At 72.4% G+C, this 21,829-nt stretch carries 26 protein-coding genes and 1 tRNA gene; 15 read left to right on the top strand and 12 right to left on the bottom strand.

The window, feature by feature from the left end:
- Positions 1 to 39 precede the first annotated feature (39 nt).
- Together H5965_RS24215 and H5965_RS24220 are read left to right on the top strand one after the other, a co-directional pair.
- The gene (locus tag H5965_RS24215) at positions 40 to 1,449 is read left to right on the top strand and encodes a fatty acid desaturase (protein ID WP_310972517.1); all 1,410 of its coding nucleotides are present in this window, start codon (positions 40 to 42) and stop codon (positions 1,447 to 1,449) included.
- Position 1,450: 1 nt separating this feature from the next.
- Positions 1,451 to 2,077, top strand: coding sequence for a TetR family transcriptional regulator (locus tag H5965_RS24220; RefSeq protein WP_310972518.1), 627 nt, complete (start codon positions 1,451 to 1,453; stop codon positions 2,075 to 2,077).
- On the opposite strand, the gene H5965_RS24225 is transcribed toward H5965_RS24220, so the two are convergent.
- The 4 genes from H5965_RS24225 to H5965_RS24240 all read right to left on the bottom strand — a co-directional run bounded on the left by H5965_RS24225 (position 2,074) and on the right by H5965_RS24240 (position 4,993).
- Complete coding sequence (locus H5965_RS24225) at positions 2,074 to 2,904, bottom strand: haloalkane dehalogenase (protein ID WP_310972519.1); 831 nt, start codon at positions 2,902 to 2,904, stop codon at positions 2,074 to 2,076. The two genes, H5965_RS24220 and H5965_RS24225, sit on opposite strands and share 4 nt — an antisense overlap.
- Positions 2,905 to 2,908: 4 nt before the next feature.
- Positions 2,909 to 3,346, bottom strand: coding sequence for a MarR family transcriptional regulator (locus H5965_RS24230; RefSeq protein WP_310972520.1), 438 nt, complete (start codon positions 3,344 to 3,346; stop codon positions 2,909 to 2,911).
- A 76-nt stretch (positions 3,347 to 3,422) separates the two neighbouring features.
- On the bottom strand, positions 3,423 to 4,625 hold the full coding sequence (locus H5965_RS24235; RefSeq protein ID WP_310972677.1) for an aminotransferase class V-fold PLP-dependent enzyme: 1,203 nt from the start codon (positions 4,623 to 4,625) through the stop codon (positions 3,423 to 3,425).
- Complete coding sequence (locus tag H5965_RS24240; RefSeq protein WP_310972678.1) at positions 4,622 to 4,993, bottom strand: DUF5997 family protein; 372 nt, start codon at positions 4,991 to 4,993, stop codon at positions 4,622 to 4,624. Before H5965_RS24240 ends, H5965_RS24235 begins: the two co-directional genes overlap by 4 nt.
- A gap of 42 nt (positions 4,994 to 5,035) precedes the next feature.
- Between H5965_RS24240 and H5965_RS24245 the strand changes: the two genes are divergently transcribed.
- Positions 5,036 to 5,731 carry a substrate-binding domain-containing protein gene (locus tag H5965_RS24245; RefSeq protein ID WP_310972521.1) on the top strand — a complete coding sequence of 232 codons (696 nt, stop codon included), beginning with the start codon at positions 5,036 to 5,038 and terminating at the stop codon, positions 5,729 to 5,731.
- 4 nt (positions 5,732 to 5,735) lie between these two features.
- On the opposite strand, the gene H5965_RS24250 is transcribed toward H5965_RS24245, so the two are convergent.
- On the bottom strand, positions 5,736 to 6,017 hold the full coding sequence (locus H5965_RS24250; protein ID WP_310972522.1) for an isoamylase: 282 nt from the start codon (positions 6,015 to 6,017) through the stop codon (positions 5,736 to 5,738).
- Positions 6,018 to 6,224: 207 nt separating this feature from the next.
- On the opposite strand from H5965_RS24250, the gene H5965_RS24255 reads away from it, so the two are divergent.
- Together H5965_RS24255 and H5965_RS24260 are read left to right on the top strand one after the other, a co-directional pair.
- Positions 6,225 to 6,743 (top strand): hypothetical protein, encoded by a 519-nt coding sequence (locus tag H5965_RS24255; protein WP_310972523.1) that lies wholly within the window; start codon positions 6,225 to 6,227, stop codon positions 6,741 to 6,743.
- Between the two features lie 298 nt (positions 6,744 to 7,041).
- The gene (locus H5965_RS24260) at positions 7,042 to 7,209 is read left to right on the top strand and encodes a hypothetical protein (RefSeq protein ID WP_310972524.1); all 168 of its coding nucleotides are present in this window, start codon (positions 7,042 to 7,044) and stop codon (positions 7,207 to 7,209) included.
- A gap of 20 nt (positions 7,210 to 7,229) precedes the next feature.
- Here the strand turns inward: H5965_RS24260 and H5965_RS24265 are convergent, their stop codons facing one another.
- Positions 7,230 to 8,189 (bottom strand): hypothetical protein, encoded by a 960-nt coding sequence (locus H5965_RS24265; protein ID WP_310972525.1) that lies wholly within the window; start codon positions 8,187 to 8,189, stop codon positions 7,230 to 7,232.
- 187 nt (positions 8,190 to 8,376) lie between these two features.
- Between H5965_RS24265 and H5965_RS24270 the strand changes: the two genes are divergently transcribed.
- The 4 genes from H5965_RS24270 to H5965_RS24285 all read left to right on the top strand — a co-directional run bounded on the left by H5965_RS24270 (position 8,377) and on the right by H5965_RS24285 (position 12,811).
- Complete coding sequence (locus H5965_RS24270) at positions 8,377 to 9,348, top strand: hypothetical protein (RefSeq protein WP_310972526.1); 972 nt, start codon at positions 8,377 to 8,379, stop codon at positions 9,346 to 9,348.
- A 33-nt stretch (positions 9,349 to 9,381) separates the two neighbouring features.
- Positions 9,382 to 10,182, top strand: a complete 801-nt coding sequence (locus H5965_RS24275) for a metalloregulator ArsR/SmtB family transcription factor (protein ID WP_310972527.1) — start codon at positions 9,382 to 9,384, stop codon at positions 10,180 to 10,182.
- Positions 10,179 to 10,778, top strand: a complete 600-nt coding sequence (locus H5965_RS24280) for a dihydrofolate reductase family protein (RefSeq protein ID WP_310972528.1) — start codon at positions 10,179 to 10,181, stop codon at positions 10,776 to 10,778. Before H5965_RS24275 ends, H5965_RS24280 begins: the two co-directional genes overlap by 4 nt.
- 128 nt (positions 10,779 to 10,906) lie before the next feature.
- A complete protein-coding gene (locus H5965_RS24285) occupies positions 10,907 to 12,811 on the top strand; it encodes a multicopper oxidase domain-containing protein (protein WP_310972529.1) in 1,905 nt (634 codons plus the stop codon).
- Positions 12,812 to 13,081: 270 nt separating this feature from the next.
- Here the strand turns inward: H5965_RS24285 and H5965_RS24290 are convergent.
- Positions 13,082 to 13,155, bottom strand: a tRNA-Ile gene (locus H5965_RS24290).
- 184 nt (positions 13,156 to 13,339) lie between these two features.
- Here H5965_RS24290 and H5965_RS24295 point away from each other — a divergent pair.
- Positions 13,340 to 13,606, top strand: coding sequence for a hypothetical protein (locus H5965_RS24295; protein ID WP_310972530.1), 267 nt, complete (start codon positions 13,340 to 13,342; stop codon positions 13,604 to 13,606).
- Between the two features lie 41 nt (positions 13,607 to 13,647).
- On the opposite strand, the gene H5965_RS24300 is transcribed toward H5965_RS24295, so the two are convergent.
- On the bottom strand, positions 13,648 to 14,151 hold the full coding sequence (locus H5965_RS24300) for a hypothetical protein (RefSeq protein ID WP_310972531.1): 504 nt from the start codon (positions 14,149 to 14,151) through the stop codon (positions 13,648 to 13,650).
- A 134-nt stretch (positions 14,152 to 14,285) separates the two neighbouring features.
- Between H5965_RS24300 and H5965_RS24305 the strand changes: the two genes are divergently transcribed.
- Positions 14,286 to 14,549 (top strand): hypothetical protein, encoded by a 264-nt coding sequence (locus H5965_RS24305; RefSeq protein ID WP_310972532.1) that lies wholly within the window; start codon positions 14,286 to 14,288, stop codon positions 14,547 to 14,549.
- Positions 14,550 to 14,565: 16 nt separating this feature from the next.
- Here H5965_RS24305 and H5965_RS24310 read toward each other — a convergent pair whose 3' ends face one another.
- On the bottom strand, positions 14,566 to 15,540 hold the full coding sequence (locus tag H5965_RS24310; RefSeq protein ID WP_310972533.1) for a bile acid:sodium symporter family protein: 975 nt from the start codon (positions 15,538 to 15,540) through the stop codon (positions 14,566 to 14,568).
- Between the two features lie 96 nt (positions 15,541 to 15,636).
- Between H5965_RS24310 and H5965_RS24315 the strand changes: the two genes are divergently transcribed.
- Positions 15,637 to 16,470 (top strand): LysR substrate-binding domain-containing protein, encoded by an 834-nt coding sequence (locus H5965_RS24315; RefSeq protein ID WP_310972534.1) that lies wholly within the window; start codon positions 15,637 to 15,639, stop codon positions 16,468 to 16,470.
- Here the strand turns inward: H5965_RS24315 and H5965_RS24320 are convergent.
- Both H5965_RS24320 and H5965_RS24325 read right to left on the bottom strand, forming a co-directional pair.
- Positions 16,467 to 17,063: a sigma-70 family RNA polymerase sigma factor gene (locus H5965_RS24320; RefSeq protein WP_310972679.1), complete on the bottom strand. Its 597-nt coding sequence runs from the start codon at positions 17,061 to 17,063 to the stop codon at positions 16,467 to 16,469. The genes H5965_RS24315 and H5965_RS24320 overlap by 4 nt on opposite strands.
- 147 nt (positions 17,064 to 17,210) lie before the next feature.
- A complete protein-coding gene (locus H5965_RS24325) occupies positions 17,211 to 17,699 on the bottom strand; it encodes a sigma-70 family RNA polymerase sigma factor (RefSeq protein WP_310972535.1) in 489 nt (162 codons plus the stop codon).
- A 517-nt stretch (positions 17,700 to 18,216) separates the two neighbouring features.
- Here H5965_RS24325 and H5965_RS24330 point away from each other — a divergent pair.
- A complete protein-coding gene (locus tag H5965_RS24330) occupies positions 18,217 to 18,480 on the top strand; it encodes a WhiB family transcriptional regulator (RefSeq protein WP_310972536.1) in 264 nt (87 codons plus the stop codon).
- A gap of 136 nt (positions 18,481 to 18,616) precedes the next feature.
- Here H5965_RS24330 and H5965_RS24335 read toward each other — a convergent pair whose 3' ends face one another.
- On the bottom strand, positions 18,617 to 19,621 hold the full coding sequence (locus H5965_RS24335; protein WP_310972537.1) for an RNA polymerase subunit sigma-70: 1,005 nt from the start codon (positions 19,619 to 19,621) through the stop codon (positions 18,617 to 18,619).
- Between the two features lie 39 nt (positions 19,622 to 19,660).
- On the opposite strand from H5965_RS24335, the gene H5965_RS24340 reads away from it, so the two are divergent.
- Both H5965_RS24340 and H5965_RS24345 read left to right on the top strand, forming a co-directional pair.
- On the top strand, positions 19,661 to 20,404 hold the full coding sequence (locus H5965_RS24340) for an SDR family NAD(P)-dependent oxidoreductase (protein WP_310972538.1): 744 nt from the start codon (positions 19,661 to 19,663) through the stop codon (positions 20,402 to 20,404).
- 209 nt (positions 20,405 to 20,613) lie between these two features.
- Positions 20,614 to 21,825 (top strand): LCP family protein, encoded by a 1,212-nt coding sequence (locus H5965_RS24345; protein ID WP_310972539.1) that lies wholly within the window; start codon positions 20,614 to 20,616, stop codon positions 21,823 to 21,825.
- Positions 21,826 to 21,829 lie beyond the last annotated feature (4 nt).

Below are 21,829 nucleotides of genomic sequence, written 5' to 3' on the forward strand. Positions count from 1 at the left end.
CGGCTACCTTCATGTCCACTCAGCGCCAAGGAGGGTGTGATGAGCGAAGCGACCGGAACCCTGCCCGCCGGCTCGACCGAGGTGTGGCGCGACCGCAAGCGGTACCTGTGGCTGATCGGCCTCGTCGTGCCCTCCTTGGCGTTCCTCGCCATCGGGCTGCACGCCGCCACCGGGTGGGGCGGCTGGTTCTGGATCGGGCCGGTCGTGATCCTGGTGATCGTCCCCCTGATCGACCTCGTCGCCGGGCTCGACCGGAGCAACCCGCCCGACGACGTCATCGCCCGGCTGGAGAACGACCGCTACTACCGCTGGATCACCTTCGCCTTCCTGCCCGTCCAGTACCTCGGCTTCGCGGCCGCGTTCTGGCTGATCGCGCGCGGCGACCTCACCGTGGCGGACAAGATCGGCCTCGCCGTGTCGATCGGGTGCGTCGGCGGGATCGGCATCAACACCGCGCACGAACTGGGCCACAAGAAGGAAAGCCACGAGCGCTGGCTGTCGAAGATCGCGCTGGCGCAGAGCTGGTACGGCCACTTCTACATCGAGCACAACCGCGGCCACCACGTCCGCGTGGCGACCCCGGAAGACCCGGCGAGCAGCCGCGTCGGCGAAAGCTTCTACCGCTTCTGGCCGCGGACGGTCTTCGGCTCGCTGAAGTCGGCGTGGCGCCTGGAGCGCAAGCGCTACGCCCGGCGCAACCGCCACCCGTACCGGCTCGGCAACGACGTCGTCAACGCCTGGCTGATGTCCGCGGTCCTGTGGGCGGCGCTGGTCGCCTGGCTCGGCACCGGTGTCCTGCCCTACCTGGTGATCCAGGCCGTCGTCGGGTTTTCGCTGCTGGAGGTCGTCAACTACATGGAGCACTACGGGATGCTGCGGCAGCGCGTCGGCGCGCCCGGGCGGCGCCGGTACGAGCGCGTCGATCCCAGCCACAGCTGGAACTCCAACAACATCGCCACGAACGTCCTGCTCTACCACCTGCAGCGGCACAGCGACCACCACGCCAACCCGACCCGGCGCTATCAGACGCTGCGCGACTTCGCCGAGTCGCCGGTGCTGCCCACCGGGTACGCCGGGATGATCGTGCTCGCGCTGATCCCGCCGCTGTGGCGCCGGGTGATGGACCCGCGCGTGCTCGCCCACTTCGACGGCGACATCTCGCGCGCCAACATCCAGCCCGGCAAGCGGGCGAAAGTCCTGGCCCGGTACGGAACCCGCGTCACGGCGGCCGCCCCCGAGCTCGCCGACACCCGCGGCGACGCCACCGAAGGCGGCAGGTGTCCCGGCTGCGGGTACGTCTACGACGAGCAGCGTGGCGACCCGCGGGAAGGCTTCCCGGCCGGCACGCCGTGGGCGGCGATCCCGGACTCCTGGTGCTGCCCGGACTGCGGCGTGCGCGAGAAGGTGGACTTCGTCGCACCGGGACGGGTGGACCGGGCCGGGGCCTAGAATGCCGATCATGAGCAGGGCGGTCCAGGTGCCGGCCGAAGGTGGGCAGCACCGGCGGCCGATCATCGCCGCGGCGATCGAGCTGACGGCGCGCTCCGGCTGGCAGGCCGTCACGATGGCGCGGCTGGCCGAGCTGGCCGGGGTCAGCCGCCAGACCGTGTACAACGAGATCGGGTCCAAGCCCGCGCTGGCCGAAGCGATGGTCGCGCACGAGCTCGACCGGTTCCTCTCGGTCGTCCGTGCGGCCTTCGACCGCCACCCGGACGACCTGGTCGAGGCGATCTACGACGCCGTCCGCGCGGTCCTCGAACTCGCCGACGACAACACCCTGCTGCGCGCGATCGTCTCGGCGACGCACGGCACCGCCCCCGAACTCCTCCCACTGCTGACCACCGACTCGGGCGCGCTGCTCGCCCAGGCGAAGGCGGTGGTGGCCGGCCGCGTGGCGGCCTACCACCCACCGCTGGCCGGCGACCAGGTCGACGTGGTGATCGACCTGATCGTCCGCACGGTCCTCAGCCACGTGATGCAGCCGTCGGACACGCCGGCCCGCACGGCCGACGGCTTGGCCTGGGTGGCCGCGCGTGTCCTCGGCGTGACGGCGAATCCGCCGCTGCGGCACACCTAACGCAGGCCGTGCCGGTCCAGCCAGCCCGCGACTTCCGCGGCGATCTCCTTCGGCCGGTCCTCCTGGGCGTGGTGCCCGGCCTCCCCGCACGCGACGACGTCGAGCGCGGCGATGTGCTCCGAACACCACTGCGCCATCTTCTCGCCGATGAGCAGCGTCGGTGAGCCCTCGAAGGTCAGGAGCAGCTTCGGTGTGGCGTCGCTGCCCGCGAGCCACTCGTCGTAGGCCTCGATGCGCTCGACGAGCTCGGCCGGGTCGCCGCCGAGGGGCAGCTGGCGGGCCCACGCCAGCACCGGGCGACGGCTTTCGGGGGTCGGGAACGGGGCGAGGAATGCCGCCAGGTCGTCGTCGGCGACCGGGGTGCGCACTCCGCCGGTGTACGCCTGGCGGATGAACAGGTCCTGCGTCAGCACCATGTCCTCGCCGACACCGGGGGTGCGGATCTTCCGCGAGCGCTCGGCGGCCTGCGGGGTCAGGTCGTCCCAGGCCATCGGCTTGACGATGGTTTCGAAGAACGCGAGCCCGCGGACGCGGCCGGGGTGCCGGGCGGCGAAGTCGAAGGCGAGCGCGCCGCCCCAGTCGTGTCCGACGAGGACGACGTCGTCCAGGCCGAGAGCGTCGAACCACCGGTCGAGGTGGCCGGCGTGGTCGGCGAAGGTGTAGGCGATGTCCGGCTTGGGCGAGCGGCCCATGCCGATGAGGTCGGGGGCCAGCAGCCGTCCGCCGCCGACGTGCGGAAGGACGTTGCGCCAGCTGTGCGACGAGCCGGGGTTGCCGTGCAGGAAGACGATCGGCGCGCCGGTGCCCGTTTCTTCGTGGTGCAGCATGGTTTCAGGACTCCAATGGGGTTTCGAGGAGGAGGGTGAGCTCGCGGGCCAGCGCCGCGGTGCGGTCGCCGTGCCGGCCGCCGAGCGGGGCGAGGAGCCGGTCGAGCAGCTCGCCTACGGTGGCGATCGCCGGTTCGGTCACCTCGCGCCCGCGGGCGGTGAGGCGCAGCCGGACGGTCCGGGTGTCGGCCGGGTCACGGGTGCGCTCGACGAAACCGTCGGCGTCGAGCGTGCGGGCGAGCTTGGAGACGTAGAGCGCTTCCAAGCCGGTGTGGTCGGCCAGTTCGCGCTGGCTCGGGCTCGTTCCGGCCCGCTCCAGGCCGGACAGCGAGGAGAGGAAGACGTACTGCGCGTGCGTCAGCCCGAGGGGAGCGAGGGCGCGGTCGACGGCGACCCGCCACTTCGTGGAAAGCCGCCAGACGAGGTGGCCGGGAGTGCTCATGCCAGATAGCGTACATGGCTACTAAATACATGGCTACTATTTTTGGCGTCGCTGGTCCGGACCTGTGCCGGACCGGTCAGCCGGCGAGCTCGCGGATGCGCTCCATCGCCCGCCGGACCTCGGCGAAGCCGGTGGTGAGCGGGCTCAGCCCGATGCGGATGCCGTCCGGGCGGCGGAAGTCGATGAGCACGCCGTGCTCGATGAGGACGCGGGAAAGCCGTTCGGCGTCCGGGTGGCGGAGGGTGACGTGCCCGGCGCGGCGGTCGTCGTCGCGCGGTGAGGCGACCGTGAAGCCGAGCGGGACGAGCCAGGCGTCGGCGAGGGCGAGCACCCACCGGCCCAGTGCCACTGCCTTGGCCCGCACGCGGTCGAGGCCCGCTTCCGCCAGCAGCGCCACGCCTTCCTGGACGCCCACCATGCCGAGCACCGGCGGGGTGCCGGAGAGCGCCCGCCGGATGCCCGGTGCGGGGACGTACTCCGCGGCCATGCCGAAGGTGTCGGCGGCGCCCATCCAGCCGGTGATGGGCTGGCCGAACGCGGCGTGGTGGCGCGCGTTGACGTAGAGGAACGCGGGCGCGCCGGGCCCGGCGTTGAGGAACTTGTAGGTGCAGCCGACGGCGAAGTCGGCGCCGGCCGCGTCGAGTGCGACCGGGATCGAGCCGACGCTGTGGCAGAGGTCCCAGACGACGAGCCCGCCGCGCTCGTGCACCAGCCGCGTGACGGCGGCGAGGTCGGTGATCGCCGCCGTCCGGTAGTCCACATGGGACAGGGTGACGACCGCGGTCCGTGGCCCGGCGATCGCGGCGACGTCGTCGCTCTCGGCCCACCGGACGGTGAGCCCGAGCTCGGCGGCGACGCTCTCGACGAGGAACCGGTCGGTGGGGAAGTTCGCGGTGTCGGTGACGATCTCGTCCCGGCCCGGCCGCAGCGCGACGGCGGCCCGGAGCGTCTTGTAGAGGCACACGGACGTCGAGTCGGCGACGATGGTCTGCCCCGGTGCGGCGCCGAGCGCGACGCGGCCGAGCTCGTCCCCGATCTCTTCGGGCAGCGTGAGCCAGCGTTCGTCCCAGGACCGGATCAGCCGGCCACCCCACTCGTGGGTGACGAGCTCCTGCAGCCGCTCCGCGGTGGCGCGCAAGGGGCGGCCCAGGGAGTTCCCGTCGAGGTAGGCGACGACGCCGGGATCGCCGATCGGGACGAACCGCTCGCGGAACGCGGCGAGCTCGTCTTCGGCGTCGAGGCGGTCCGCGGCCTCGGCCGAGAGGTCGGCGGCGGTCAGCGGTTCTGTTCCTTCACCCGCACGGCTTCCTTGCGGACCTCGGCCTGGGTGGCGCGCTCGCGGACCAGCCAGTCGGGGTTTTCCGCCTTCAGGGCGTCGATCTGCTCGGTGGTGAGCGGCTCGGTGATGCCGCCGCGGGTGAGGCCGCCGATGGAGACGCCCAGCTTCGCCGCGACCACCGGGCGGGGGTGCGGGCCCGTGCGGCGCAGTTCCCGCAGCCACTCCGGCGGGTCGGCCTGCAGCGCGTTCAGCTCGTCGCGCGTCACGACGCCCTCCCGGAACTCCGCGGGGGTGGCTTCGAGGTACACACCCAGCTTCTTCGCCGCCGTCGCGGGCTTCATCGTCTGGGTGGTCTTGTGCGACGTCATGCCGTCCAGGGTAGCCAGCGTCACTCCCGGTAACCTGACCCGGTGACCTCTTTCAAGCTCGCGTACGTCCCGGGAGCGACCCCCGCCAAGTGGGTGCGGACCTGGGGCGAGCGGGTGCCGGAGGTGCCGCTGACCCTGGTCCCGGTGGAGGCCGCCGACGCGACCGGCCTGCTGCGCGCCCGGGACGCCGACGCGGCGCTGCTGCGGTCGCCGATCGACCGGGACGGCCTGCACGCGATCCCGCTCTACACCGAGACGACGGTCGTCGTGGTGCCGAAAGACCACTTGATCGCGGCGGCGGACGAAGTGTCCACTGAGGACTTGGCGGACGAGGTCGTGCTGCACCCGGTCGACGACACGCTTTCGTGGGAGACGTGGCCGGGACGTCCGGCGGTCTCCCGGCCCGAGACGACGGCGGACGCCATCGAGCTGGTCGCGGCCGGCGTCGGGGTGCTCGTCGTCCCGCAGTCGCTCGCCCGGCTGCACCACCGCCGGGACCTCACCTACCGGCCGGTCGGGGACGCGCCGCAGTCGAGCGTCGCGCTGTCGTGGCTGGAGGAGGAGACGACGGACCTGATGGAGCAGTTCATCGGGATCGTCCGCGGCCGGACGGTGAACAGCACACGCGGGCGCCCGCAGGCGCCCGCCGAGCGCAAGCGCCCGGAACGCAAGCCCGCCGCGGCCAAGCCGGCGCGGCGGGGTGGCGGGGCCGCGGGGAAGCGGCGCCGGCGGGGCTGAGCCGCTACGACGTCGTGCAGACGCAGTTGCCGTCGGCGCGGTCGGGCAGGTCCGGGTCGTCGAACCAGTGGCCGCCCTCGCCGAGGTAGCGGAACTGCAGGACCGTTCCCGGCGTCACGTCGACCGACGCCGAGCGGCGGCCGTTGGAGCGCGGCGTGAGGTGGTGCCGCCCTGGCGTCCAGTCGTTGAACGAGCCCACGACGCTCACCCGGCCGGGCGGCGCGCCGATCGGCAGGCTGAAGGTGACGCGCTGGGTGCCGGCCCGGCTCTTGCTGATCTTGATCACTCGTCGGGGGCCTTTCACGGGAAGGGTTCGGGAGGGCGTGCTCGGCACTGAGCGCCGACATGATCGCACAGCTGTGACGATTCGGTCACGCCCAGTGCCCGATTGGGTTACGGGGCCGCTCAACGGCCCGCCACTGACCGGGTGATGCTGGGGTGAACCATGATCATCCGGGGGTTGCTTCCCCGTGGCGGTGGGAAACTGACAGCCGTGACCGTCGCCGCTGATCGTCAAGTCAAGGACCCGTGTGCCTGGCTCAGCGCCGTCACCCACGAGCTCGCCGACGCCCACCCGGCCGACACGCGAGCGGTGCTCATGACGGTGTGGGACGGGCTGGTCGCCGCCCGCCTGGTCGGGCTGTACGCCGCGGCCGCTTCGCCCCGCTGGCGGGCGAGACAGCGTCACGCCGAAGCCGTCGAGTTCGATCTCGCCGTGCAGCTGGCGCGCAACTGCACCGTCGGCACCGGCCTGGCCATCCCGGCCCGGCTCCCCGGAGCCGCGGTCGCCTGGCCCGCCGAACGCGCCGACGCGGCGATCGCGGCGGTGGTTTCCTTCTGCGGCACGGCGGAAGCGATGCTGCGCCGCGCGGGCGAGCTGACGCCGGTGTGGGAGGACAGCCTCCTCGGGCCGGTCGCGCTGACCCGCTGGCTGGCGGACTGCTGGACGGGCCGCCACACCGGCGGCTGCCCCCTGCAGCTCCCGGTGCCCCCGCCGCCGTGGTGGCGCTGAGGGGCGGCCATCGGTGGTCGCCAGGGCTCCGGCGGCCGGCCGCCCGGTTGCCGTGGGGGCGCCAAGAGGCGGCCGCTCGCTGCTGCGGGGCCGCTGAGGTCGGCCGCCGGCTGTCGCGGGGCCGTTAGTGGACTGCCGCCGGCTGTTGCGGGGCGCCGAGGTCGCGAATGAGTCATTCGCGACCTCTGGTGCCGCGAATGAGTCATTCGCGACGTTCGGTGCCGCGGGTATGTCGCGGCGAGGTGCCGGCGGGCGTGTCCGTCAGGTGAAGTCTGGTGCCGGCGAGAGGAGGCCGAGGGTGACCGACCCGTGTTCGAGACTCCCGGAGGCGACCCGCGCTGCGGTGCGCGCGCTCCTGCTGGCCGAGCTGACGGCAGCCGGCCACCGCGCCCGCGCGGCGGGCTGCACCCCCGAAACCCTGACCGCCGTGTTCGAAGCCCGCCGCCGTTCGCTCGAAGACGGCTGACGGCTTTCCCGGGAGCGGGGTCAGCGGCCCAGGATGGCCAGGGCCGTCGTCACGATCCCCTCCACTCGCTCCCGGTCCGCCAACGCCACCGCCAGCCAGTCGTCGTGGGGTGTGCCCTGTGGGGCCTGCTCGCCGAACACCGCGCGGACCACCGCCGGCACCGCCGAGGCCGCCGCCTCGCCACGGTCCAACCGGAGTTCGATCGCCCGCAGCGCCCGCTCGGCCAGGTCCGCGAGCCGGGCGTCCGCCAGCTCGTGCGGAGCGACCAGCTCCAGCGGTGGCGACTCCGCCGGCATCGGGGCGACCGGAGCCTGCTTGTGCCCCAGTGGCCTCTCGACGTGCTCCGCGTGCCACGCCGGGCGGGTGCGCATCGCGGCCAGGACCCGGTCCACCTCGCGGTCGAGCGTGTCGCGGGCGGGCGGGGGCTCGCCCGTCACCTCCGTCCGCCGGGCCGCCCAGCCGTCCAGGGGCCACAGTTCCGCTCCCGCCGTGGCTGGGACGCCGACCCAGACCAGGATCTGCACCGCCAGCTCGCACAGCCACGGGTCGTCGCCGAGGGCACCGGCCAGCCACGCCGGGAGGCGCGGCCGCTGCAACGCCCCGATTTCGCCGCGGCGGCGCCGGTGCGCGTCGACCGTGGCCGGGGTGAGGCGGGTGGCCAGCCAGCCTTCGAGGTTGTCGATCGGGCCGGTCGCGCGCCGCAGGGCGTGGTCGACCACCGCCTCGACGTCGTCGTGGAAGCGGTCGAGGCAGTCGGGCCGCAGCCACTCGAGGCCGCGGGCGCAGTCGGCGTGGCGGCGCCGGTGTTCCAGCGGCTTGGTGATCCGCGTGAAGACCAGCGGCCACGCCACCGTGTAGACCCCGCCGCGCAGCCGGGCCAGTGCGCGGGGCCGGGCGTCCGCCGCCGAGCCGGCGAGCAGGCCGTCGCGGGCCAGCCGCCGGACGCCGGCGACGTCGGCCGGTCCGGTAGTGTCCAGCACCCTTCCTCCCCGATGCCGACGCCGGAAGTCGACGGGGAAATGGTCGGGCAGCCGCGGAGGCGGAAAAGGCCGCGAGCGGGCCGAAATCGCGGGGAACTGGCCAATCCCTGGCCACCGGGGAATCACCTGATCGGCGCAGCAGCGGCCGCCGATCGCCGCGAAGTGCCCGTGGTTCAATGGAAATCCCATGGCACACGAGGACGGGCTGCTCCGGGAACTCACCACGTTGCGGCGCGGCTGGGGATTGGAGGCCGACCGGTTGCGCAGCCGGCTCGGGCCGCTCGTTTCCGGCTGGTGTGAAATCCACCGGACGACGAGCGACCGCGATGCGCGCCGCGTTCTGCGGGAAGCGATTTCGGCCGCGATCGCGGAATTCCCGGCCGACGACAAACTGGCGGTGAACGTCGCGCTCGGCATCGCCCCCGGCGCCCAGCACGCCCTGCTGAGCGACCGGATCGGCGTCCTCGCGGATCAGCTGCGCGTCTCGGAACGCACGGCCCGCCGCCGCGTCGACCGGTCGTTCGCCCGGCTCGCCGCGGAGATCGAAGCCGGCGCGCGGCCGGGCAACGGCGTCCCCGACCCGGACGACGGCTGGTTCGTCAAGCGGCTCAAGGTGCTCGTCCGGCTCGACACCGGCGAGCCGGAGGTCACCGAGGAACGGCTGATCGTGGCAACCCGTGACGCGCTCGCCCGGATCTCCGCGCAGTTCACCGTGCCCCGCACCGAAGACGGCCGGGACGGCGAGCGCGACGTCGCCGCGGACGCCCGGCACGGCGTCCGGATCAGCGAAGGCACCCGCGACGGCCAGCGGCACTTTCGCTGGCTGCTGGACCTGCCGCGGGCCCTGTGCCGCGGCGACAGCCACACGTATTCGCTGGTGTACCGCATCCGGGACGGCCTGCCGATCCGGCCGTCGTACGTGTTCGTGCCGCTGGTGACGTGCGAATCGTTCGAGGTCCGCGTGCGCTTCGACCCGCGGAATCCGCCGCGGGTGGTGTGGCGGCTGGACCGCGTCCCGCCGTCGGTGCTCGCCGACCCGCCGCAGCCGGGCGAGCCGCTGCCGCTGGACGGCGCCTGCGAGGTCGCGCAGGAGTTCGCCGCGCCGCAGCTGGGGTACGCCTACGGGCTGCGCTGGCTACCCCGCCAAGATATTCCTTGACCTGAATATTCTTCTGTGTGAATACTGGGTCCCATGGACCGGATCGCTGCAGCACTGGGGGACGCCGCCCGGTGGCGCATCGTCGAACTGCTCGCCGAGCGCCCCCGCTCGGTGGGCGAACTCGCCGAGCTGACCGGGCTGCGGCAACCGCAGACCACCAAGCACCTCCAGACTCTCGCCCGGGCCGGCCTGGTCACCGTCTTCCCGCTCGGCCAGCGCCGCGTCCACGCCCTCGAAGCCGGGCCCCTGGCCGCCTTCGCGGGGCGGCTGCGGGAGCTGGCCGACGCGACCGAGGCGCACGCGGACGAGCGGGACGCCGTGGCGCGGTACCGCGCGGCCGTCGAGGTGGAGACGGCGGCCGCGGACCGGGACCGGTGGGCGGACGGGCGCGCGTTCGCGTTCGACCGCCTGCTGCCCGCGCCGGCCGCCGACGTCTGGCGGCACTGGACGGACGCGGACCTGCTGGCGAGCTGGTGGGTTCCGCCGTCGATGACGGTCACCGCCTGCACCCTCGAGCCGCGGCCGGGCGGCCGGGTGGTGCTCGGTTACCGCGACGCCGACGGCGAGTACCGCGCCGAAGGCCGGGTGCGGGTCGCGGACGAACCCGGCCGCCTCGGCTTCGACCTCGCGGTGACCGGCCCCGCCTCCTTCACCGGCCACTACGACCTCGAGCTCCACCCGGACCCGGCCGGCACCCGGCTGCGGCTGGACCTGCGCATCACCGCCACGACGGTCGAGGCCGTCCCCTTCATCGCCGGCATCGAAACCGGCTGGGGCCAGATGCTCGACCACCTCACCGACGTGCTCACCGAACGAAAGGACCGAACACCGTGACCGAGCCGACCGGCCGCCGGGTGACCGCCAACCTCAGCCTCACCCTCGACGGGCGCTACCACGGCCCCGCCGGGCCCGCCGACATGGGCGCGATCCTCCCGTACGCCACCACCGAAGTCGCGCGGCGCCACCTCGGCCGCATCTGGGAAAGCGCGACGACGGCGGTGCTGGGCCGGCGCAATGCGGAGGGGTTCCTCGGGTTCTGGCCCACCGTCGCCGCCGACGAAACCGCCGACCCGCGCGACCGCGGCTACGCGAAATGGCTGGTGGACGCGGAAAAGGTGGTCTTCTCGACCACGCTGTCCGACGCCCCGTGGGAGCGCACCCGGCTGGTGAACGCCCCGGCCGCGGACGTCGTCGCCGAGCTGAAGGCCACCGGCGGCGGCGACATCCTGGTCAACAGCAGCGCGAGCGTCATCAAGCCGCTGCTCGCGGCGGACCTGCTCGACCGGCTGTACCTCATGGTCTGCCCGGAGATCGCGGGCGGCGGGCCCCGGCTGTTCGACGACGGCCTGCCCGCGTCGCGGTGGCGGCTCACCCACCACGAAACCGGCGAGCTGGGGGAGACGGCGGTGGTCTACGACCGCGTGCGCTGACCGGCGGCGCGAGGAATACCAAGTGAGGGGATGCCCGGCCGGGGGCCGGCTGGCTACCGTTCCCGAGCCGCCGGCCCGCTGGAAGCCGTGCGGATCACCGGTATTCACCCGTGCCCGGAGGGTTCCGCATGGCCGAAGCAGATTCCGTCGACCGGCGCACCTTCCTCACCGCCGCGGGCGTCGTCGCGGGGGCGGCCTTGGCCGGTCCCAGTGCCCCGCGGACGGCGTCGGCGGCCACCGCGCCGCCGGTGGCGCCCCACTTCGGGCTCACCAAGTTCCTCGACCCGCTGCGGGTCCCGCCGGTGATCCAGGCGCATTCGCGGCGGTACCAGGGTGACCTCACGGTCACCATGACCACCGCGCGGACGCGGCTGCACTCCCAGCTGCCGGAGAGCACACTGTGGACCTACGAGGGCCATTTTCCCGGCCCGACCATCGAAGTCCGCAGCGGGAAGCGGCTGCGCGTCGCGTGGGCGAACGAACTGCGGGGCACGGTCCCGCTCGTGGCGGTGCGGGCGCCGTACGCCGTGCCGACGCCCGCGAACCAGCCCGGCTACCGCGCCGCGGACGGCAGCCTGCCCGCCGGGGTGGAGCTGATCGAGGGCGTCGCCGAGCTGCCGCCGTGGAACGTCGTGCACCTGCACGGGGCGCTGACGAACGCCGGTAACGACGGCTGGGCGCACAACGGTATTTCGCCGGGGCACACACAGCTCACCGAGTACCCGAACCACCAGGCCGCCACCGCGCTCTGGTACCACGACCACGCGATGGCCGTGACGCGCTTCAACGTCCACTCCGGACTCGCGGGCCTGTACCTGATCCGCGACGACGAGGAGGACCGGCTGCGCCTGCCCGGTGGTGACCACGAAATCCCGCTGGTGCTCGCCGACCGCAACTTCGACACCGACCCGGCGACCGGCGCGCTGACCGGCCGGCTGCTGTTCAAGTTCCAGTACCTGCCCGCGTCCGGCACGACGGCTCCGGCGACCGGCCCGTTCACCTTGGTCAACGGCGGCATCTGGCCGCACTTGGACGTCGACGCGCGCTGGTACCGCTTCCGGGTGCTGAACACGGCGAACGGCCGGTACTTCCGGCTGGACCTGGTCGACGAGGCGGGGGTGGTGCACAACGACGCGGTCCGGATCGCCGGTACGGACGCGGGGCTGCTGCCCGCGCCGGCGGCGGTGCCGGCGGGTGGGCTGACCCTGACCCCGGCCGAGCGCGCCGACCTGCTGATCGACTTCAGCCGGTTTCCGGGGCAGCGGTTGCGGCTGGTCAACACGGGGGCCTCGATCGAGCCGGACATCATGGAGTTCCGGGTCGAGAGCCGGCGTCGCCCGGAGCCGTTCCGGGTGCCGGCGCGGCTGTCCGCTTCGTACGCCCGGGTGGAGCGGGTGCCGGAGGATCACGACGAGGTGTTCGTGGCGACGACGCCGCCCGGGGTGGCGGGCCGGCCGCACCCGGAGATGTGGGAGCTGAAGGAGATCACCGATCCGGCGGAGTTGCCGGCGCGGTTCCCGGCGGAGGGTGTCCTGCAGGTCACCGATCCGGTGCTGGGGCGGGTGCGGACGTTCCGCAGGGTGGCGCGCATGTTCGACGACGCGACGACGATTTTCGTCGACCGCGGCCGTTGGGTGGTGTGGAACTTCTTCCAGCTCGGTGGTGCGCCGCACCCGATGCACATCCACATGGCGCGCTTGCAGCTGCTGACCAGGAGCAAGTTCGCCGACCTGAGTGCGTTCGACATCGCGGCGGGCGGAACGGCCCGTCCCCTGCCGGCCCCGGCGGCGGGCCGGCCGGTCGAGAGGCACGAGGAGGGCTGGAAGGACACGTTCGACGTGTGGGCGGGCGACTGGATCCGGGTGGCGGGCAGGTTCGAGGGGGCAACGGGCTCATTCATGTACCACTGCCACATCCTCGACCACGAGGACGAGGGGATGATGCGCCCGTTCGTAGTCCACCCACCCGAGATAAGCCGCTTCCACATGCACCCGGCCACCCCAGGCCACCACCCCGGCCACGAAGGCCACTAGCCCCACCAAACGGCCCACCCACCCAACCGGCGACCCCTCCCCGCCCGGACGACCGCCCGCTCACGTTTCGCCCCAGACCGAATGGTGGGCGCACGCACCCGGCCGAGGTCGGCTACGAGGCCCCGAAGGAAGATCACAACGCAAACCAGCCACGACGGGGGTCCGGGGGCAGAGCCCCCGGGCGGGGTCTGGGGGTTGCACCCCCAGAGAACACAACGAAGCGAGAGAGCCCACCGAAGGCGCGAAGCGCCGAAGGAGGGCTCACGAGAGTAGGGCGGGCGGGGCTCGAACCCGCGGCCAAGGGATTATGAGTCCCCTGCTCTAACCAACTGAGCTACCGCCCCTCGTTCCGGCGTGCACAGGCAGCCCGAGGTTTGCATGTGCACAGAACACCCAGTTCGCTTCAAGTTATCACAGCGGCCATCCGGGCAGATCCGGTAGGCCAAACAGGTTGTAGTGGCCGCCGAGCGGCGCAGGCTCGTCTAGGTTGCAAGGGCGTCACCGCTGACCGGAACGGCGGGAGTGAGAATGGGCTCTGCCACCTCGAGTTCCTGGGCCGCCCGGCTGGCGTTGCTGGACGCATTCGCCGCGGGGGCCGGCCTGGGTTACCTCGCCAACGTGTACCGGGAGGTCGTCTTGGCGAACCCCGGGGTGATCGGTGTGACGCTGCTGCTCGTGTTCGTTTCGGGTTACTTGGTCCGCGTGGCCGTGCGGGCGTTGCGGCGCGCGGGTTCGCGGGTCGACGCGATTTTCGCGGAGGAACTGGGAAAGAAGCCTTCGCCCCGCCCGCGGTGACGGAAATTCCCCGCGGGCCGGACGAAAACCGCGGATTCCGTTCAGCTTCCGCCGCCGCTGGGGGTGGGCGTCGGGAAACCCGAAGTCGGCGGGAGGGTCGTGCTGGGCGTGGGTGTGCGCGTCGGAGTCGAAGTGGTTTTCGGCGTCGAGGTGACCGGCGGTGTCGAGGTCGGTGCTCCCGTCGGTGCGTAGGCCGCATAGCCGAACCGAACCTGGCTGATTATCTGTGGCATGTCCGTGAAGGCCATCACCCGCACCCGGAACGTGGTGGCGGTGTAGGAACCCTGCACGGTGCTCAGCATGAAGCCGTTGGCGCCCTCCGGTGTGATCTGGGAGAGCAGGACCACCTCCGGTGTCACGCCGAGGCTGTGCGAGACCGTGCAGTAGCCGGCGTCGTCGGTCGTGCAGGTGGCCTGCGCCGTTTGGACGAGCGGTGCCGCTGACGGGCCGGCGGCGGCCGACGCGCCCGCGAACGCGACGGCGCCCGCCGTGACCGCCGCGGCTCCGGCCAGTGCGGCGAGTGCGGTTCGTGCTTTGTTCCCCATGAGGTGTCCTCCAGAGTGGTGATGCAGCGCCATCGCTGCACCGCACTCTGCCGTTACCGCGTACATCGGGCTTGTACGACGTCTGTACGCGGCCGATGGACGCTCTCGCCGACGTTCGGACCAGGAGGCGAGCCGTGTCCCAGAACCCCGTCCCGTGCATCACTTCGAGAGCGCTCTTCCAGGGTTACACGATCCTCGGCAGCAGTCTGTACACATTGGACGGATCGGGGCATGCCGACGCCGCCGACATCGACTCCTACGTGACGCGCATCGACACGAACACCGGCACGGTGCAGGACCGCGACCTCACCCGGGCCGTCGGTTTCGGTTCGCGCAGCAGCATGGACAACGTCAACCGCTACGCGAACCTGTTCTGCAAGAACGTCTTGGTGGGGTGATCCGGCCACCACGGGATCACGCCGGAACGAGCTCCCGGTCCTCCGCGGCCGCGTACCGCCGGGCCAGGGTGGCGCAGACGATCAGCTGGATCTGGTGGAACAGCATCAGCGGCAGCACGATCAACCCGACCTGCGCGTGCCCGAACAGCACCGTCGCCATCGGGAGGCCGCTGGCCAGGCTCTTCTTCGACCCGCAGAACACGATGGTGATCCGGTCCGCCCGCGCGAAGCCCAGCAACCGGGCGGTCCAGCCCGTCGCGCCGAGGACCGCCGCCAGCAGCACGCCGCACACCACGAGCAGCACCAGGAGGTGACCCACGTCGAGCCGGTGCCAGATGCCCTCCGTCATGCCCGCGCTGAACGCCGTGTAGACCACCAGGAGGATCGAGCCGCGGTCGACGAGCTTCAGCGGTGCGGCGTGGCGGGTGATCCAGCCGCCGATCCACCGGCGGGCCAGCTGGCCCGCCACGAACGGGGCCAGCAGCTGCAGCACGATCCCGAGCACGGCCGAACCGTCGACGCCCGCGCCGTCGCCGGCCAGCAGGAGGGCCACCAGCAGCGGCGTCAGCACGATGCCGGCCAGGTTGGACAGCGAGGCGCTGCAGATCGCGGCCGCGACGTTGCCGCGGGCGATCGAGGTGAACGCGATCGACGACTGCACCGTCGAGGGCAGCACCGCCAGGAACAGCACGCCGGCCGCCAGCTGGTCCGGCAGCACCGACGGCGGCAGCAGGAACAGCGCCAGGCCAAGCAGCGGGAACAGGACGAACGTCGCCGCGAGCACCACCGCGTGCAGCCGCCAGTGCCGCAGCCCGTCGAGGGCTTCCTGCGTCGAAAGGCGGGCGCCGTACAGGAAGAACAGCAGGCCGACGGCGATGGTGGTGGCGATGCCGAAGCCGTCGGCCACCGCGCCCGAGGCGGGCAGCAGGGTGGCGACGCCGACGGTGGCGAGAATCGCGAGGACGAACGGGTCGAGACGTAACCGGGACATGGATCTCCTTCCGCAGCAATTCTCGGCGCCCTCGCGTTCATTGTGAACCACGATGACCGAACTGACTGTAATCGCGAATCGCGATAGGCTGGCCCGGTGCTGGACCCCCGCCTGTGCCGTTCGTTCCTCGCCGTCGCCGAGACGCGCAGCTTCACCGCGGCCGCGCGGCGGCTCGGCGTCGGCCAGCCGACGGTCAGCCAGCACGTGCGGCGGCTCGAGCGCGACTCCGGCGGCCTGCTGTTCGCCCGGGACACCCACACGGTGGAACTCACCGCGCGCGGGCAGGCGATGCTCGGGTTCGCGCAGACGATCGTCGACACCGAAGAGCGCGCGGAGCGGCACTTCCGCGGCGCCGAGCTGCGCGGCCGGGTGCGCTTCGGCGTCTCCGAGGACTTCGCGCTCGGCGAGCTGCCGGAGATCCTGCACCGGCTGCGCCGCAGTCACCCGCTGGTGGACGTCGAGCTGACCGTCGAGCTGTCGGACGTCCTGGCGCAGCGGCTGCGCGCCGGGCAGCTGGACCTGGTGCTGGGCAAGCGCCGCCCCGGTGCGCACCACGGCCGGCTGCTGTGGCGGGAGCCGCTGGTCTGGATCGGGTCGGCGGCCACCGTGCTGGAGCCGGGCCAGCCGGTGCCGCTGGTGCAGTACCCGATGCCGTCGATCACGCGCCAGCTGGCGGTGGAGGTCCTCGAACGCGCCGGGCTGGAGTGGCGCGCGGCGTGCCAGACGTCGAGCTTGACGGGCCTGCGCGCCGCGGCGGCGGCCGGTCTGGGGGTGACCCTGCACGCGCGCAGCCTGGTGCCGGCGGACCTGACCGAGCTCGACGGGCTCCCGGAACCCGGGGACATCGAGTTCATGCTGCTGGCCCGCGAGTCCATGGAGGGCCCGGCGGCGGCGTTGGCGGAGTTCGTATTGGAGCGGGTGCGGCGTTAGGACTCTTCACCGGTGAGCAAGCGCCGAAGCCGGCCCAAGGCGCGGTGCTGCGCGACGCGGACCGCCCCCGGCGTGGAGCCCACCGCGGCGGCCGTCTCTTCCGCCGACAACCCGACCACCACCCGCAGCACGACGATCTCCCGCTGCTTCGCGGGCAGGACGTCCAGCAGCCGGGCCAGGCGCTCGTTCAGCTCGAACCGCAGCGCCCGCTGCTCCGGCCCGGCCACTTCGCTCACCCCGTCCGGGACCTCGGGGACCGGGTCGCTGCGGTTGCGGGCCGCGGCGCGGTGGGCGTCCGCCACCTTGTGCTGGGCGATGCCGTAGACGAACGCCAGGAACGGGCGGCCCTGGTCGTGGTAGGACGGCAGCGCCGTCAGCACGGCGAGGCAGACCTCCTGGGCGACGTCGTCCGCCGAAGCGAACGAGCGCTCGTGGCGGCCGACGCGGGCGCGGCAGTAGCGCACCACCAGGGGCCGGATCGTGGCGAGCAGGCGCGCGGTCGCGACGTCGTCGCCCGCGATCGCGGCGGCGACCGGCTCGTCGTGGCGGCGCCAGTGCGGGGGGAACGCTTCGGCGGGCTGCGCCGCGGCGATCTCCCGGACGAGCGCCCGGCTGCGCACCCGCAGCAGGGTGCCCTCCACGTCAAGCCCGGCGCGCAGCGAGTCGTGCAGGGCGGCGTTGGACTCCCGGAGCTGCTCGGTGATCGCCCGATCCCCGTACTCGGTTGCCGGCATTTCCCCTCACCTTTCCCTGTCCCGCTGGTCGCCGGGCCGGGCGGCCCGGACTCGCCTGAGGCGTTCCCGCACGTGGCGGAGGGTGGACCGGACGGTCGCGGGGGCGATCCGGAGCGCGTCCGCGATCTGTGACGGCGTGAACCCGTCGAGCGACCACGCCAGGACCATCCGCTGCTTGCCCGGGAGGGCGGCGAGCAGGTCGATCAGCCCCGCGTGCTGCTCGACCAGCCCCGCGAGCTCCTCGTCGTCCCGCGGGTCGCCGGCCAGGGTCCAGTCCGCCCGCGCGTCGCCCGGGGCCTCGATCAGCCGCCCGGCCACCCGGCGCACCCAGGCCCGCGGGTCTTCGGCGGTCGGCCACGCCTCCAGCGCGTGCAGCATCGCCTCGGCGGCGACGTCGCGCGCGGTCTCGACCTCGAACCCGGCCTTGCAGAGGAACGCCACGAGGGCCGGGAAGTCGGCGCGGAAGAACGTGTCGAACTCGTCGTGACCGCACACCTGACCCCACCACCCCTCGCCCTCACAAGGACAGGTGCAGTGAGTCGCCCGCTACGTGTAACGATCCGATCAAGACTCCTCGGTAGGAGTAATGGACCGCGTTGTCTCGGTGACGGCTGGTGACGAACGCCCCGGCCGCCCCTCCGCGCCCGGCGACGTCCGGGCCCGCGAACGGCGGGTTCCGGACAGCGGGCACCGCGATCGCCCATCGCCGCGTTTCGATCACGCCGAGCCGGAAACCCCTACCGGACAACGCAGAAGCGGACCGGCGGCGGCCGGTCCGGAGTCGCCTGACGGCGTGCGGAGTTCGCCGATCGGGTGACGTGATCGACATCGAGATCCCGGGAAGAAGGGCGTACTCTCATGTGTTGCAGTCTTGGTTGCCCGGAGGGTGAGCCGGGAACCGAAGCCAAAACCTCCTTGACTCAGGTGGATACGCTCGCGCGTCCGCCGAAGTTAAGTCGGTTGACGCGCCCCAACAATGGGAAGCAGTAAGAGAAGGAGGTGAACGAAGGAAATGGAAGCCACGATGACGGGCTGGGCGGAACTCGCGGCCTGCAAGGACGAGGACCCGGAACTGTTCTTCCCGATCTCCGAGGTCGGCCCCGGCGCCCGGCAGACGGCGCAGGCGAAGGCCGTGTGCGCGCGCTGCCCCGTGCGCGCCGAATGCCTCGGCTACGCGCTCGACAACGGCCTTGACCACGGCGTCTTCGGCGGCACCACCGCGGACGAACGCCGCCGGCTGGTGCGCACCGCGCCTGAGCGGCACCGAGTGGCCTGACCGCCGCCCGGTGACCTCTCCCGGCGGCCTCGAGCACCACACCGAATCCGGAAGAAATCCGATTCCGGCCGTGTGCGCGCCCGGGTGGGTGATTCCCCGTGAATCACCCACCCGGGCTCTTTTTTACGCGGGATATCTATGCGCCGCTTTGCATCTTTCCGGCCGGTCCGGGGTCGTCGCGCCACGTCTCCGGCAGGCCCCACGCCGCCGCCGTGGCCGACTCGAACGCGGCCATCGCCGTGATCGACCCGGCCTCCACGGTGAACAGGGTGACCCCGAACCACCGGTGATCGTGCTCTCCCTGGCGTTTCAGGTAGGTCGCCACCGCGGGCTGGCGGTTGGCCCGCACCGGCCGCATCCGGAACCGCCCCACGCAGTCCGGCGACGCCGGGTCCAGCGAGAACGAGAGCGCCCGGACGATCGAGGCGCGGTTGCCGAACCACAACGTGTACGGCGGCATGATCGCTTGGGCGTCTTCGTGCAGCAGCCGGGCCACCGCCGACACGTCGCCGGCTTCGTACGCGGCGATGAACCGCTTCAGCAGCGCCGCTTCCTCGGCGGTCGGGTCGCCGACCGTCCACTCTGTACGCCGCGGGGGCAGTCGTTCACGCAGCGTCGCCCGGGCTCGCTGGAGTGCGCTGTTCGCCGAAGCCACGCTCGTTTCCAGCGACGCCGCCGTCTCCTTCGCCGACCAGCCCAGCACGTCCCGCAGGATCAGCGCCGCCCGCTGCCGCGGCGGCAGGTACTGGACGGCGGCCAGGTAGGCCAGCTCGATGGTCTCCCGGTCGACGACGGCGTCGTCCGGGCCCGCGCCGTCGAGCAGCCGGTCCGGGTACGGCTCGAGCCACGGCAGGTCGGCGGCCGCGATCGGGCCGTCCGGCTCCCCGGCCGGGCCGAGCTGGTCGGGCAGCACCCGCCGCGGACGGCGGGCGAGGACGTCGAGGCAGGCGTTCGTCGCGATCCGGTAGAGCCAGGTGCGCACGCTCGCCCGGCCCTCGAACCCGTCGCGGGCCTTCCAGGCGCGCAGGAACGTCTCCTGCGTGAGGTCTTCGGCATCGGCCAGGGAGCCGAGCATCCGGTAGCAGTGCACCTGGATTTCCCGGCGGTGCCGTTCGACGAGCGTCTCGAAGTCCTGACCCACCCGAGAACGCTAGCGCACCCCGGCTGGGAAACTGCTGCCATGAGCGGAACGGTATTGGTGCTCGGCGGACGCAGCGAGATCGGACTGGCCGTGGCGAAACGCCTGGTCAGCGGGGACACCCGGCGGTTCGTGCTGGCCGCGCGGCCGGGTGCGGACCTGACCGCGGAGGTCGCCGCGCTGCGCGAGGCCGGCGCCGAGACGGTGGAAACGGCCGAGTTCGACGCCGACGACCTCGCCGCGCAGGGCCCGTTCCTCGACAAGGTGGCGGCCGCGCACGGGCCGCTCGAGACCGTCGTGCTCGCCTTCGGCATCCTCGGCGACCAGGCGCGCGCCGAACAGGACGCCACGCACGCCGCCGCGATCGTGCAGACCGACTACGTCGCCCAGGTCGGCGTGCTGACCCACGCCGCGAACCTGCTGCGCGCGCAGGGGCACGGCCGGCTCGTCGTGTTCTCGTCGGTCGCCGGGGTGCGGGTGCGCCGCGCGAACTACGTCTACGGCTCGGCCAAGGCCGGTCTCGACGGCTTCGCGAGCGGACTCGCCGACGCCCTGCACGGCTCGGGTGTCCACTTGCTCCTCGTGCGCCCCGGTTTCGTGATCGGCCGGATGACCGAAGGCATGACGCCGGCGCCGTTCTCCAGCACCCCGGACCAGGTGGCCGAAGCGACCGTCGCGGCGTTGCGGCGGGGCCGCGGGGTCGTCTGGGTGCCCGGAATGCTCCGTCCGGTCTTCTTCCTGATGCGCCTTCTGCCGCGCGCGATCTGGCGCAAGTTGCCGCGGTGACGCGATAGCGGGGACCATTGTGGCCGGTGCCACAGCGCATGTGTGTGCACACTTCCTCACCGTGCGTCGCAAAACCGGCCGAGAGGCCCGAATCCGCTCGGCCGATCGGGCAGCGTCACAGCTTTCCGACAACTTTCTCAGCTGATTCCCAGCTAACGCGGTGATCCTCGAAGGAGGGGAAGTCGCCAGAGGGAAGCAAGGGGAAAGCCGTGCTGTTGTCGTCGCGGGGGCGCCGCATCGGCGGCCGGGTCGCGCTCGGCGTTGTCTCGACGGTCGTGCTCGGCGCCACCGGCTACCTGTGGACGCAGTTGAGTTCCCTGGACTCCGGCATCGTCACCGCCGACGTCATCCCGCCGGCCGCGCAGCTCGACACCGAGGACACCCCGCCCGGCGAGCCGCTGGCGGTCGCCCAGAACATCCTGCTCGTCGGAATCGACGCCCGCACCGACGCGTACGGCAACCCGTTGCCGCAGAACGTGCTCGACGCGCTCCACGCCGGTGGCGGCGACGACGGCGGCGACACCACCGACACGATGATCGTCGTCCACATCCCGGCGGGCGGCGCCGCGGCCACCGCCATCTCGATCCCGCGTGACTCCTATGTGGACATCGCGGGCGGCTACGGCAAGCACAAGATCAACTCGGCCTACAGCCGCGGCAAGAACGCTTCGATGTCCGGTTTGCGCGCCCAGGGGCTCTCCGGCGCGCAGCTGGAGGTGGCGGCGAACGAAGCGGGCGCGAAGACGGCGATCCAGACGGTCGAGAAGTTCACCGGGCTGACCATCAACCACTACGCGGCGATCAACCTCGCGGGCTTCGACGCGCTGTCGCAGGCCGTCGGCGGCGTCGACGTCTGCCTCAAGGCACCGGTGCACGACAGCTACTCCGGCGCGGACTTCCCGGCCGGGACGCAGACCCTGTCCGGGGCGCAGGCGCTCGCCTTCGTCCGGCAGCGTCACGGGCTCCTCAACGGCGACCTCGACCGCATCGCGCGGCAGCAGGCGTTCCTGTCCGGAATGGCGAAGAAGGTGCTCAGCGCCGGCACGTTCACCGAACCGTCGAAGCTGAGCTCGCTGGTCAGCGCGGTGCAGGGCTCGGTGGTGCTGGACCGGGGCTGGGACATCCTGAGCTTCGCGCAGCAGCTGCGGGGGATGACCTCGGGCGCGATCGCGTTCGCCACCATCCCGGTGCAGAGCCTGTCGCTGGCGACGCCGTACGACGGTGACGCGGTCAAGGTCGACCCCGCGCAGGTCCAGCAGTTCGTCCGGACGGCGATCAGCACCGCGGCGGTGCAGGCCTCGGGCGACGACACGACCGGCGGCGTGAAGCCGGTGGCCGCCACCGGGACCAAGGCGCCGGCTCCTCCTTCGTCGGACACGAAGCAGCCGGCGACCAATACGGCCGCCGGCTGCGTGAACTGAGACC

The organism is Amycolatopsis sp. 505, assembly GCF_031625235.1.
Lineage (GTDB): Bacteria > Actinomycetota > Actinomycetes > Mycobacteriales > Pseudonocardiaceae > Amycolatopsis.

Bases quoted from the DNA above. Each gene is read 5' to 3' on its own strand.
- H5965_RS24285 (WP_310972529.1), top strand. From the start codon at position 10,907: ATGGCCGAAGCAGATTCCGTCGACCGGCGCACCTTCCTCACCGCCGCG.
- H5965_RS24300 (WP_310972531.1), bottom strand. From the start codon at position 14,151: ATGGGGAACAAAGCACGAACCGCACTCGCCGCACTGGCCGGAGCCGCG.
- H5965_RS24310 (WP_310972533.1), bottom strand. From the start codon at position 15,540: ATGTCCCGGTTACGTCTCGACCCGTTCGTCCTCGCGATTCTCGCCACC.
- H5965_RS24215 (WP_310972517.1), top strand. From the start codon at position 40: ATGAGCGAAGCGACCGGAACCCTGCCCGCCGGCTCGACCGAGGTGTGG.
- H5965_RS24275 (WP_310972527.1), top strand. From the start codon at position 9,382: ATGGACCGGATCGCTGCAGCACTGGGGGACGCCGCCCGGTGGCGCATC.
- H5965_RS24330 (WP_310972536.1), top strand. From the start codon at position 18,217: ATGGAAGCCACGATGACGGGCTGGGCGGAACTCGCGGCCTGCAAGGAC.
- H5965_RS24230 (WP_310972520.1), bottom strand. From the start codon at position 3,346: ATGAGCACTCCCGGCCACCTCGTCTGGCGGCTTTCCACGAAGTGGCGG.
- H5965_RS24225 (WP_310972519.1), bottom strand. From the start codon at position 2,904: ATGCTGCACCACGAAGAAACGGGCACCGGCGCGCCGATCGTCTTCCTG.
- H5965_RS24295 (WP_310972530.1), top strand. From the start codon at position 13,340: ATGGGCTCTGCCACCTCGAGTTCCTGGGCCGCCCGGCTGGCGTTGCTG.
- H5965_RS24340 (WP_310972538.1), top strand. From the start codon at position 19,661: ATGAGCGGAACGGTATTGGTGCTCGGCGGACGCAGCGAGATCGGACTG.
- H5965_RS24270 (WP_310972526.1), top strand. From the start codon at position 8,377: ATGGCACACGAGGACGGGCTGCTCCGGGAACTCACCACGTTGCGGCGC.
- H5965_RS24220 (WP_310972518.1), top strand. From the start codon at position 1,451: ATGCCGATCATGAGCAGGGCGGTCCAGGTGCCGGCCGAAGGTGGGCAG.
- H5965_RS24240 (WP_310972678.1), bottom strand. From the start codon at position 4,993: ATGACGTCGCACAAGACCACCCAGACGATGAAGCCCGCGACGGCGGCG.